9 protein-coding genes are annotated in these 12,515 nt (G+C 74.0%); all 9 read left to right on the forward strand.

Annotated features, from left to right (window positions below):
* Positions 1-53: 53 nt before the first annotated feature.
* The 9 genes from ACIG47_RS18200 (at position 54) to ftsZ (ending at position 12,493) form a co-directional block, all read left to right on the forward strand.
* The gene (locus tag ACIG47_RS18200) at positions 54-1,628 is read left to right on the forward strand and encodes a UDP-N-acetylmuramoyl-L-alanyl-D-glutamate--2,6-diaminopimelate ligase (RefSeq protein WP_397432425.1); all 1,575 of its coding nucleotides are present in this window, start codon (positions 54-56) and stop codon (positions 1,626-1,628) included.
* A 60-nt stretch (positions 1,629-1,688) separates the two neighbouring features.
* A complete protein-coding gene (gene murF, locus ACIG47_RS18205) occupies positions 1,689-3,143 on the forward strand; it encodes a UDP-N-acetylmuramoyl-tripeptide--D-alanyl-D-alanine ligase (protein ID WP_397432426.1) in 1,455 nt (484 codons plus the stop codon).
* Positions 3,140-4,222: a phospho-N-acetylmuramoyl-pentapeptide-transferase gene (gene mraY / locus ACIG47_RS18210; protein WP_397412796.1), complete on the forward strand. Its 1,083-nt coding sequence runs from the start codon at positions 3,140-3,142 to the stop codon at positions 4,220-4,222. Before murF ends, mraY begins: the two co-directional genes overlap by 4 nt.
* Positions 4,223-4,227: 5 nt before the next feature.
* Positions 4,228-5,760, forward strand: a complete 1,533-nt coding sequence (gene murD / locus ACIG47_RS18215) for a UDP-N-acetylmuramoyl-L-alanine--D-glutamate ligase (RefSeq protein WP_397432537.1) — start codon at positions 4,228-4,230, stop codon at positions 5,758-5,760.
* A complete protein-coding gene (locus tag ACIG47_RS18220) occupies positions 5,726-6,958 on the forward strand; it encodes an FtsW/RodA/SpoVE family cell cycle protein (protein ID WP_397412794.1) in 1,233 nt (410 codons plus the stop codon). Before murD ends, ACIG47_RS18220 begins: the two co-directional genes overlap by 35 nt.
* Positions 6,959-7,052: 94 nt before the next feature.
* The gene (gene murG / locus ACIG47_RS18225) at positions 7,053-8,213 is read left to right on the forward strand and encodes an undecaprenyldiphospho-muramoylpentapeptide beta-N-acetylglucosaminyltransferase (protein ID WP_397432427.1); all 1,161 of its coding nucleotides are present in this window, start codon (positions 7,053-7,055) and stop codon (positions 8,211-8,213) included.
* Entirely contained in the window at positions 8,210-9,715 is a 1,506-nt protein-coding gene (gene murC, locus ACIG47_RS18230; protein WP_397412790.1) for a UDP-N-acetylmuramate--L-alanine ligase, read from the forward strand. Before murG ends, murC begins: the two co-directional genes overlap by 4 nt.
* Entirely contained in the window at positions 9,715-10,836 is a 1,122-nt protein-coding gene (locus ACIG47_RS18235; RefSeq protein WP_397432429.1) for a cell division protein FtsQ/DivIB, read from the forward strand. Before murC ends, ACIG47_RS18235 begins: the two co-directional genes overlap by 1 nt.
* Positions 10,837-11,161: 325 nt before the next feature.
* Positions 11,162-12,493 (forward strand): cell division protein FtsZ, encoded by a 1,332-nt coding sequence (gene ftsZ / locus ACIG47_RS18240; RefSeq protein ID WP_397412786.1) that lies wholly within the window; start codon positions 11,162-11,164, stop codon positions 12,491-12,493.
* The last annotated feature ends 22 nt before the right edge of the window (positions 12,494-12,515 follow it).

Consider the following 12,515-nt stretch of genomic DNA (forward strand, 5'->3'; position numbering starts at 1 on the left):
GGCCCCGGCATCGCGGACGAGACCCCGGCCCTGGAAGCGGTAGGTTCTTCTCCGTGACATCCCCGTTCGACCGGATCCGCCCGGCCGCCACGACAGCGCGCCAGGTCGCGGACCTCGCCGTCGCCTTCGGCCTCACCATCGCCCCAGGTCAACCCGCAGATGCCGCGGTGACCTGCGTGGCCTCGGACAACCGGGTGGTCCGGCCGGGAGACCTGTTCGTGGCGCTCCCCGGAGCCCGCGCGCACGGCGCCCAGTTCGCCGCCGACGCCGTCGCCCGGGGTGCGGCCGCGATCCTCACCGACGCGCGCGGGGCGGAGCAGGCAGCAGACCTCGGCGTCCCGGTCGTCGTCGCGGACGACCCCCGCGCGATCCTCGGCCAGGTCGCCGCCTGGGTGCTCGGCAACCCCGCCGAGGACCTGATGACCTTCGGCGTCACGGGCACCAACGGCAAGACCACCACCACCTACCAGCTCGACCACCTGCTGCGGGCCCTGGGCTGGACGGGCGGCCTCATCGGCACCGTCGAGACCCGCTCCGGCGACCGCGTCATCCCGAGCACCCTCACCACCCCCGAGGCCGCCGACCTGCAGGCCCTGCTCGCCGCCATGCGCGAGGACCACGTGCGCACGCTCGCCATGGAGGTCTCGTCCCACGCCCTGGCCCAGCACCGCGTCGACGGCGTCGTGTTCGGCGTCGCCGGGTTCACCAACCTGACCCAGGACCACCTCGACTTCCACGGCGACTTCGAGACGTACTTCGCCGCCAAGGCCGAGCTGTTCACCCCGGCCCACGCGCGCCGCGGCGTCGTCACCGTCGACGACACCTGGGGCGAGCGCATGGCCGCCGAGGCGCGGATCCCCGTCGCCACCCTGACCACCCGGCCGGGCAAGGCGGCCGACTGGACGGTCACCGACGTCGCGCCGTCCGGCACCGGCTCCGCCTTCACCCTGACCCACCGCGACGGCCGCACCCTGCGCACCTCGACCTCCCTGCCCGGCGGGTACAACGTCGCCAACGCGGCGCTCGCCGTCGCGATGGTGCTGGAGGGCGGCTCGGACGTCCGCGACGTCGCCGAGGCGCTCGCCGCCGCCGACGGCCTGAGCGCCACGGTGCCGGGCCGCATGGAGGTGCTCGCCACCGCGCCGCGCGTCGTCGTCGACTTCGCGCACAACACGGAGGCCCTGGAGCTCGCCCTGGCCGCCCTGCGCCCGACGACGGCGGGCCGGCTCGCCGTCGTCTTCGGCGCCACGGGCGACCGCGACCCCGGCAAGCGGCCGTTCATGGGCGCGGCGGCGGTGCGCGGCGCCGACGTCGTCTACGTGACGGACGACGACCCGCACGACGAGGACCCCGCGAAGGTCCGGGCCGAGGTGCTCGCGGGCGCGCGCCCGCACGGCGCGCCGGGCGGGGACGCCGCCGCGGCGGACCCGGCCTCGCGTACCGTGGAGGTCCACGAGGTCGCCCCGCGCGCGGACGCCGTCCGTGCGGCGATCCTCGCGGCCGGCGTGGACGACACGGTGCTGGTCGCGGGTCGCGGGCACGAGACGATCCAGGAGATCGCCGGCGTGGACCACGTGCTCGACGACCGCGTCGAGGCGCGCGCGGCGCTGGCGGCCAGGAACCCGTAGCACCCCGCGGTACATGTGTGACCCCAGCAGGACCCCCAGGCACGAGAGGACGACACAGGCATGATCGAGCTGACTGCGGCGCAGGTCGCCGCAGCCACCGGCGGGAGGCTGCACGCCGACCCGGACGTGACGGTCACGGGGGCGGTGATCATCGACTCGCGCGCCGCGGGACCCGGTGCGCTCTTCGTGGCGCTGCCGGGCGAGCGGGTGGACGGGCACGACTTCGCGGCCGCCGCGGTGGCCGCGGGCGCCGTCCTGGTGCTGGCCTCCCGTGCGCTGGACGGCGTGCCGACCGTCGTGGTGGACGACCCCCGGGCCGCCCTCGGCGACCTCGCGCGGCACGTCCTGGCGACCGTCCGGGAGACGGCCGCCGACCTGCGCGTGGTGGCGGTGACCGGTTCGGTCGGCAAGACCACCACCAAGGACCTGCTGGGCCAGCTCCTGACCCCCGAGGCGGGCGACGCACCCGACGCGATCATCGTGCCCTCCGGCTCCTTCAACAACGAGATAGGCCTGCCGCTCACCGTCCTGCGGGTCACCCCCGCCACGCGGTACCTCGTGCTGGAGATGGGCGCCGACGGCGTGGGCAACATCGCCTACCTCACGGGCATCGCGCCGCCCGACGTCGGCATCGTGCTCCGGGTCGGCGTCGCGCACATCGGCCCCTTCGGTGGCGTCGAGGCCATCGCGAAGACCAAGGGCGAGATGGTCGAGGGCGTCGTCGAGGGCGGCACCGTCGTCCTCAACGCCGACGACCAGCGCGTCGCGGCCATGGCCGACCGGGCCGCACCCGGCACCGTGCTGCGGACGTTCGGCACCATCCCGTCCGCCGACGTCCGCGCCGAGGACGTCACCGTCGACGAGGCGGGCCGGGCCCGCTTCACGCTCCGCGTCGCGGGCGGTGGCGACGTCGGCGAGCAGCACGCCCAGGTCGCCCTGAGCCTCGTGGGCCCGCACCACGTGACCAACGCGCTCGCGGCGGCGACGGTCGCCCTGCGCCTCGGCGTGGCGATCGGCGACGTGGCGGAGCGGCTCTCGGCGGCCACGCCCCGCAGCCCGCACCGCATGGCGGTCACCGAGCGGCCCGACGGCGTCACCGTCGTCGACGACGCCTACAACGCCAACCCCGACTCGATGAAGGCCGGCCTGCGCACGCTCGCGGTGCTCGCGGGCCGCACCCGCCGCTCCGTGGCGGTCCTGGGGGAGATGCGTGAGCTCGGTGACGGCGCGCGCGCCGCCCACGACGAGATCGGCCGCCTCGTGGTACGGCTGAACATCAAGCAGCTCGTCGTCGTCGGCCAGGGTGCGTACCACATCCACGAGGGCGCCATGCAGGAGGGGTCCTGGGGGTCGGAGTCGGTCTTCGTGCCCGACCTGGACGCCGCCAAGGCCCTGCTGGACGAGCTGCTGGAGCCCGGCGACGTCGTGCTCGTGAAGTCGTCGCTCGGCTCCGGGCTCTGGGAGCTCGGCGACCACCTGTCGATGGTCAACACCGCTAAGGACAACAACAAGTGATCGCGATCCTGGTCAGCGCCGCGGTGGCGCTGCTCGTGGCCCTGCTGGGCACACCGGTCTTCATCCGGTTCCTGGTCCACAAGAACTACGGCCAGTTCGTGCGCGAGGACGGTCCCACGGGCCACTTCACCAAGCGCGGTACGCCGACCATGGGCGGCGTCGTCATGATCGGGGCCACCCTGATCGGCGTCGCGGCCTCGATGCTCGTGTCGCAGCGCCTGCCGAGCGTCTCGGCGCTGCTGGCGCTGTACCTCATGGCGGGCCTGGGCCTGGTCGGGTTCCTCGACGACTTCACCAAGATCCGCAAGCAGCGCTCGCTCGGCCTGACGGCGCGCGCCAAGCTGATCGGCCAGGGCGTGGTCGGCATCTCGTTCGCGGTGCTCGCGCTGCAGTTCCCCAATGAGAACTCGCGCACCCCGGCGTCCACCAAGATCTCGTTCCTGCGCGACACCGAGTTCGACCTCGCGTTCGCGGGGGCCACCGTGGGACTGATCCTGTTCGTGATCTGGGCCAACCTGCTGGTCTCCGCGTGGTCCAACGCGGTGAACCTCACCGACGGCCTGGACGGGCTGGCCACCGGCGTCTCGATCATCACGTTCGGCGCCTACGTGCTGGTCGGCATCTGGCAGCTCAACCAGTCGTGCCAGTACCTGGCCACGGCCGGGCCGCGCTGCTACGAGGTGCGCGACCCGCAGGACCTCGCCATCGTCGCCGCCGCCGTCACGGGCGCGTGCGTCGGCTTCCTGTGGTGGAACGCCAACCCCGCCAAGATCTTCATGGGTGACACGGGCTCGCTCGCCCTGGGCGGCGCGCTGGCCGGCCTGTCGATCCTGAGCCGCACCGAGTTGCTGGCCGTGCTGCTCGGCGGCATGTTCGTGCTCATCGTCTCGTCCGTGGTGATCCAGGTCAGCTTCTTCAAGATGACCGGCCGGCGCGTGTTCAAGATGGCGCCGCTCCAGCACCACTTCGAGCTGTCGGGCTGGGGAGAGGTCACCATCGTGATCCGGTTCTGGCTCATCGCCGGCCTGCTCGCCGGCCTGGGCATGGGCATCTTCTACGCCGAGTGGGTCGCGTCGTGACCGAGGTGCCCGGCACGGCCCCGCAGGCCCGGTCGGACCAGGACACCTACGGCGTGGTCGAGCCGCGCGTCCCGCTCGCCGAGGCCCGCGTGGTCCTCGCCGGCCTGGGCGTCACCGGCCGCGCGCTGCGCGGGGTGCTGGAGTCCCGGGTCGCCTCCCTGGTCACCGTGGACGACCGCGCGTCCGACGCCGACCACGGGGCGCTCGACGCCGACGCCGCCGCCGCGGTGCTGGCCGCCGCCGACCTGCTGGTCGCCTCCCCGGGCTTCCCGCCCCACCACCCCGTGGTCGCCGCGGCGCTGGCGGCGGGCGTGCCCGTGTGGAGCGAGGTCGAGCTCGCGTGGCGCCTGCGCGTCCACCGTCTGGGCACCGACCAGCCGGCGCCGTGGCTGGGCGTCACGGGATCCAACGGCAAGACCACCACCGTCGAGATGCTCGCCGCGATCCTGCGGGCCGCGGGCCTGCGCACCGCCGCCGTCGGGAACGTGGGCCGGTCCCTCGTCGAGGCCGCCCTGGACCCCGCGCTCGACGTGCTCGCCGTGGAGCTGTCCAGCTTCCAGCTCCACTTCACGCACACGATGTCGCTGCAGGCGGGCGCCGTGCTCAACGTCGCCGCCGACCACCTGGACTGGCACGGCTCGCTCGACGCGTACGCCCGGGACAAGGGGCGGATCTACGAGCGGGCGCAGGTGGCCTGCGTCTACAACGTGGCCGACCCGCGCACCGAGGAGCTGGTGCGCGAGGCCGACGTGGTCGAGGGCGCCCGCGCCGTGGGCTTCGCGGTCGGCAGCCCGAGCCCCGGCGACCTCGGCCTGGTCGACGACGTGCTCGTGGACCGCGCCTTCCACGCCGCCGCCGACGACCCGGACCGGCGCCGGAGCGCCGCCGAGCTCGGCACCCTGGCCGACCTCGCCCAGCTCGGTGACCAGGCCGGCGTCGTGCCCACGCACGTCGTGGCGGACGCGCTGGCCGCGGCCGCGCTGGCCCGTGCGCACGGCGTGCCTGCCGCGGCCGTCCGGGACGGCCTGCGATCCTTCGGCCCGAGCGAGCACCGCATCCAGCGCATCGCCCAGGCCGACGGCGTCACGTACGTCAACGACTCGAAGGCCACCAACGCGCACTCCGCCGCAGCCTCGCTCGCGGGCTTCGCCCACGGCACCGTGGTGTGGATCGCGGGCGGCCTGGCCAAGGGCGCCACGTTCGACGAGCTCGTGTCCGCGCGCGCGGACCGCATGCGGGCCGCCGTCGTGATCGGCGCGGACCCCGGCCCGCTGGCCGACACGCTGGCCCGACACGCGCCGAAGGTCCCGGTCGTCGTGATAGATCCCGGTGACACTGAGACCGTGATGCGCCGGGCGGTGACCGCCGCACGGGACCTGGCACAGCCGGGCGACACCGTGCTGCTGGCCCCGGCGGGCGCCTCGCAGGACCAGTTCGTCTCGTACGCCCACCGCGGTCAGGAGTTCGCCCGGGTGGTGCGGGAGCTCACAGGAGGGACCACCGATGGCCACGACGGGAACGAGCCGCCGCGCTCCTGAGCGTTCGTGGCTGGGCCAGTGGAACTCCAACGTCTCCAGCTACTACCTGCTGGTGGGCGCCACGGGCCTGCTGACCGTGATCGGCCTGATCATGGTGCTGTCCAGCTCCACCGTGACCTCCATCGCCGAGGGTGACTCGCCCTACGCCGCCTTCCTGGTGCAGGCGCAGTACGCGCTGATGGGCCTGCCCGTGCTGCTGGTGGCCGCCCACCTGCCGGTGCGCTGGTACAAGCGGCTGGCGGCCCCGGCGCTCCTGGTCGCCCTCGGGCTCCTCGTCGCGGTGATCTTCCTGGGCTCCATCCGCAACGGCCAGCAGAACTGGCTGGTGCTCGGACCGCTGTCCTTCCAGCCCTCGGAGCTGGCCAAGCTGGCGCTCGCCGTCTGGCTGGGCACCGTGCTCGGCCGCAAGCAGGCGCTCCTGGGGAGCTGGTCGCACGCGATCATGCCCGCCGTGCCCGGCGCCGTGACGGTCATGGGCCTGGTGCTCGCCGGCGGCGACCTGGGCACGGCCCTCGTGATGGGCCTCCTGGTGGCGGGCGCGTTCCTCGTGGCCGGCGTGCCCTGGTCCCTGCTGGGGCTCGGCAGCGCGATCGCGGCGTTCGTGGTCGGGTACGTGTTCATCCTGCAGCAGGGCTCCGGGGACCGGCTGGAGCGCATCATCGCGACCTACGGCGCCGAGTGCGACGAGGCCTCGGAGTGCTACCAGTCGCTGCACGGCCTGTTCGGGCTGGGCACCGGCGGCCTGTGGGGCGTGGGCCTGGGTGGCAGCCGCGAGAAGTGGAGCTACCTGCCAGAGGCGCACAACGACTTCATCTTCGCCGTGATCGGGGAGGAGCTGGGGCTGTTCGGCACGGTGCTGGTGCTGGCCCTGTTCGCGGTGCTCGGGCTCGCGATGAGCCGGGTGATCCGGCGGCACACCGACCCGTTCGTCAAGGTGGCCACGGCCGCGGTGGCGTGCTGGATCGTGGGTCAGGCGTTCGTGAACATCGGCGTGGTGATCGGCCTGCTGCCGGTGATCGGCGTGCCGCTGCCGCTGGTGTCGGCCGGCGGTTCGGCCCTGATCACCACGATGGCCGCCCTGGGCATGGTGATCTCGTTCGCCCGGACGGAGCCGGGGGCTGCCAAGGCGCTCGCGGCACGCGGTAGCGTCGTCCGCAAGTCACTGGCTGTGCTGGGCGGCGCGGTCCGGAGACGGTAGAAATGTGCACGGTGGCTTGTTCCGTGGCGAGATTCTGCCCGGCGGCCGCCGCCGAACCGCCCGGACGGTACGTCCGGGCGACGACGAGAAGGTGATGATGAGCTCAGCAGTGGTGTCGGTGGTACTCGCTGGCGGCGGTACCGCAGGACACGTGAACCCCCTGCTCGCGGTGGCCGACGAGGTGCGGCGCCGGGAGCCCGGCGCGCGCGTGCTCGCGCTCGGGACCACGACCGGCCTGGAGGCCGACCTCGTGCCCGCGCGTGGTTACGAGCTGCGGCCGATCCCGCGCGTGCCCATGCCCCGCCGCCCCAGCGCGGACCTGCTGCGGCTGCCGGGCCGGCTGGCCTCCGCGGTGCGGGCGGCCGAGGACGCGATCGACGAGATCGGCGCCCAGGCCGTCATCGGGTTCGGCGGGTACGTCGCCACCCCGGCCTATCTCGCCGCGCGGCGCAAGGACGTGCCGATCGTGATCCACGAGCAGAACGCCCGGCCGGGCCTGGCCAACAAGCTCGGTGCGCGGTGGGCGGCCCGCGTCGGCCTCACCTTCCCCGGTACGCCGCTGCGCGGCGGCGTCCTGACGGGCCTGCCGCTGCGTCAGGCCATCGCGGCCCTCGTGCAGGAGCGCGAGGCCGACGCCGCGGGCGTGCGCACCCGGGCGGCCGCCGAGCTGGGCCTCGACCCGGCGCTGCCCACCCTCGTCGTCACCGGGGGCTCGTCGGGCGCGCTGAACGTGAACCGTGCCGTCTCGGGTGCCGCGGCCGAGGTGCTGGCCACCGGCGCGCAGGTGCTGCACCTCACCGGCCGCGGCAAGGCCGACGAGGTGCGCGAGACGCTGGCGGCCGCCGGCATCGGGCCCGAGCGCTACCAGGTCCGCGAGTACCTCGAGCAGATGGAGCTCGCCTACGCCGTGGCCGACCTGGTGGTCTGCCGCTCGGGCGCGGGCTCCGTGGCCGAGCACGCCGCGCTCGGCATCCCCGCCGTCTACGTGCCGCTGCCCATCGGCAACGGCGAGCAGCGGCTCAACGCGCTCCCGCTGGTGGAGGCGGGCGGCGGCGTGCTGGTGGACGACGCGGACCTGACGCCCGCCTGGGTGTCCCGGAACGTTCCCACGCTGCTCGCGGACCGCGAGCGGCTCGGTGTCATGGCCAAGGCCGCCCGGTCGGCCGGCACCACCGACGGCGCCGCTCGTGTCGTCGATCTCGTCGAGCAAGCCGTACGGTCAGCAGGTACCGACACCACGGAGGTCAGGTCATGAGCACCACGGTCACGGATCAGACGACGGATCAGGTCGCCCGGCTCGGACGCGTCCACATGATCGGCATCGGCGGGGCGGGCATGTCCGTCGTGGCCCGCCTGCTCGCCGGACGCGGGGTGCCCGTGCAGGGCTCCGACGCCGCCGAGTCGGACACGCTGGAGGCCCTGCGCGCCGAGGGCGTCCAGGTCTGGGTGGGCCACGACCCGGCGCACCTGGCGGGCGTCGACTCCGTGGTGATCTCCAGCGCCGTGCACGAGGACAACCCGGAGCTCGCCGCGGCCCGCGCCCGGCGGCTGAACGTGCTGCACCGCTCCCAGGCCCTGGCGGCCCTCATGGAGGGGTCGCGCGGCGTGGCCGTGGCCGGCGCGCACGGCAAGACGACGACGTCGGCCATGATCGCCACCATCCTGCGCGAGGTGGGGCTGGACCCCTCGTACGCCATCGGCAGCACCGTGCGTACCGCGGACGGCGCGACGCCGGGCGGTCACCTGGGTTCCTCCGACGTGCTCGTGGCCGAGGCCGACGAGTCGGACGGCTCGTTCCTGAACTACACGCCCACCATCGCGGTGGTGACCAACGTCGAGGCCGACCACCTGGACCACTACGGCACCCCGGAGGCGTTCAACGGCGCGTTCATCCGGTTCGCGCGCCGCCTGGTCCCCGAGGGCTGGCTCATCGCCTGCGCCGACGACGAGGGTTCGCTCTCGGTGGGCGCCACCATCTGCGCCACCGGCGGGCACGTCATCACGTACGGCACGAACGCCACGGCCCGCGTCCGCGTCACGGACATCTCGACCACGTCCGAGGGCACGACGGCGGTGCTGCGCGGCGACGTGCTCGGCACCAACGAGCAGGTGGCCGACGGCGCGGGCGTGTCGGGCGACGTGCCCGGCATCCCCATGCGGCTGTCGGTGCCCGGCAAGCACAACGTGCTCAACGCGACCGCCGCCGTGATCGCCGCGGTGAAGCTGGGCGTGGATCCGGCCCGCGCCGTCGCGGGCGTCGAGGCGTTCGCCGGCACCGGCCGGCGCTTCGAGGAGAAGGGCACGGCCGACGGCGTGCGCGTCATCGACGACTACGCCCACCACCCCACGGAGATCCGGGCGGTCCTGACGGCGGCCCGCGAGATCGCCGACGGCGGTCGCGTGCTGGTCCTGTTCCAGCCGCACCTGTACTCCCGCACCCGGATCTTCGCCGAGAGCTTCGCCCACGAGCTGGCCGCGGCCGACGAGGTGGTGGTCACGGACATCTACGGGGCCCGCGAGGAGCGCGACCCGTCGGTGACGCCGGGCACGATCGTGGACCTCATGACCGAGCACGGCTCCGCCTACGCGGTGCCGGACCGCCTCGACGCCGCGCACGCCGTCGCCGACCTCGCCCGGCCGGGCGACGTGGTGCTCACGGTCGGCGCCGGTGACGTGACCCAGCTCGGCCCCGCCGTCCTGGCCCGGCTGAACGGCCGGGTGGCCACGGGTTCGGCCACGGGGCTGGGCGAGGACTGATGCGACCGCCCGCGCGCCCTCGCGCGTCGGGCACGGCACGGCCGCGCCCGGGAGCCGAGGCCTCAGCAGCACAGGGCCCGGCGGCCCGGGTCGCGGCGGCCCGGGGCCCGGCAGGTGCGGGTCCCGCGGAACGGGGCACGGACGAGGAGCACCCGGCGGAGCGCGGTCCCGAGCCGCGCCGGACCGGCAGGGGGCGGGCGGACGAGCGCCGCCCGTCCCCGGAGCTCCCGGCGCAGGAGGCACCCGGGCGCGCCGCCGGGTCGCGACGTGGTGACGCCGGCACCCTCCGGTTCCCGGGCCGGGCCGGGAACGATCTGGCCGCGGAGCCGGCGGACGGCGCGGTCCGGCCCGCCGCCTTCCCGGGCGGGCGGGACGACGTGGTCTCCGACCGGCTCGCCGACCGGCTCGCCGAACGCACGGCGATGGCCCGGCACCGGTTCCTGCGCCGGCTCGGGTGGAGCATCGCGTCGGTCGCGGCGCTGGCCGGGCTGGTGTGGGCCGCCTTCTTCTCGCCGCTGCTCGCCCTCGACCCGGAGCAGGTGCGGGTGACGGGCCAGGGCACCACGATCGACGTCGGGCAGGTGCGCGACGCCGTGACCGGGCGGGCGGGCGTACCGCTGCCGCGGATCGACACGGTGGGCCTGCGCGAGGAGATCCTCGCGATGAACGCCGTCAAGAACGTGCAGATCGAGCGGGTCTGGCCGGACGGGCTGGCGGTGACCCTCACGTCCCGCGAGCCGGTGGCGGCCGTGCCCCAGCAGGGTGGCCTCCACGCCCTGATGGACGCCGAGGGCGTGCAGGTGGCGACGGTGAAGGAGGTCCCGGACGGGCTGCCGTCCATCGCCGTCTCCCTGTCGGACGGCGAGGCCGGCCACCGGGCCATGGACGCCGCCCTGGCGGTCCTCGGTGCCCTGCCGCCGAAGCTGGCCGCGGACATCAGCACGGTGAGCGCCGCGACGCAGGACGACGTGCGGACCACGCTGTCCGACGGCCGGGTGATCCGGTGGGGGAGCGGCGACCAGGTCGAGCTCAAGATACGGGTGGCGCAGGCGCTGCTGCGCGCCGAGCCGTCGGCGACCACGATCGACGTGTCGTCCCCGGCGCTGCCGGTCACGAACTGACCGCGCGGCGCCCGACTGATCGCGACAGATCCCGACCGATCCCGACAGATCGTGTTCCGATCCCGTCCGATCCCGTCCGATCCAGATCGTCGCAGGTCGGAGCGGTGCCGTCGCGGGCCGCGTCGTCGGCAGCAGAAATGACACGCATGTGATTTGCTGCGTGCATCGGTGCGCGACACGCGCGACGATGTCTTCGACACACCTCGACGGCACACCTACCGTCGAACTCAGCAGCAACCTGACATAACTCTAACCCTCTACCTCAACCTGAGACTTTGGGAGGGACGAGAGTCGGGACTCGGGACCCGAATCGAAAGGCGACGACGTGGCAACTCCGCAGAACTACCTGGCAGTGATCAAGGTGGTCGGCATCGGCGGCGGTGGTGTGAACGCCGTCAACCGCATGATCGAGGTCGGCCTCAAGGGCGTCGAGTTCATCGCGATCAACACCGACGCACAGGCCCTCCTGATGTCCGACGCCGACGTCAAGCTCGACGTCGGCCGGGAGCTCACGCGCGGCCTCGGCGCCGGCGCGGACCCCGAGGTCGGCAAGAAGGCCGCCGAGGACCACGCCGAGGAGATCGAGGACGTCCTGCGCGGCGCCGACATGGTCTTCGTCACCGCGGGCGAGGGCGGTGGCACCGGTACGGGCGGCGCCCCGGTCGTGGCGCGGATCGCGCGCTCCCTCGGCGCGCTGACCGTCGGGGTGGTCACCCGCCCGTTCACGTTCGAGGGCCGGCGCCGCGCGGTGCAGGCCGAGAGCGGCATCGAGAACCTCCGCGACGAGGTCGACACGCTGATCGTGATCCCGAACGACCGGCTGCTGTCGATGTCGGACCGGAACGTGTCCGCGATCGCGGCCTTCCACTCGGCGGACCAGGTGCTGCACTCCGGTGTGCAGGGCATCACCGACCTCATCACCACGCCCGGCCTGATCAACCTGGACTTCGCGGACGTGAAGTCGGTCATGCAGGGCGCGGGCTCCGCGCTCATGGGCATCGGCTCCGCCCGCGGCGAGGACCGCGCGGTGCAGGCCGCCGAGCTGGCGATCTCCTCGCCGCTCCTGGAGGCGTCGATCGACGGCGCCCACGGCGTGCTGCTCTCGATCCAGGGCGGCAGCGACCTCGGCCTGTTCGAGGTGCACGAGGCCGCGCGCCTGGTGCAGGAGGCCGCGCACCCGGAGGCGAACATCATCTTCGGTACGGTCATCGACGACGCCCTGGGCGACGAGGTGCGGGTCACCGTCATCGCCGCGGGCTTCGACGGCGGCCTGCCCAAGGAGCGCAAGGACAGCCGTGCGCTCGGCCAGGTGACGGGTGCGGGCACGCGCAGCCCGGCCACGGCGCCGGTGCCGCTGCCCGACGTGTCGGACGCGGCCCGCCGTGCCCCCGAGCAGCCGGGCGTCAACGGCATGCCGCCGTCGGTCCCGCCCACCCACCAGCCGTCGCCCGTCTCGACGCTGCCGCGCGTGATCGACGACGAGGGGACGGACGACGTGCCGCGCACGCTGGACGAGCCGGCCGTCGTGGTGCAGGGCTCGTTCAACCGTCAGGAGGTCGGGCGCGAGCAGGGCGACCGCGTGGAGGTGCCGCCGCTGTACGACGAGAACCCGCGCCGGACGCCCGAGGACCTGGACGTCCCCGACTTCCTCAAGTGACCGGCCTCAGGTGATCGGCCCG

Source organism: Promicromonospora sp. NPDC052451, assembly GCF_044547525.1.
Taxonomy (GTDB): Bacteria; Actinomycetota; Actinomycetes; order Actinomycetales; family Cellulomonadaceae; genus Promicromonospora.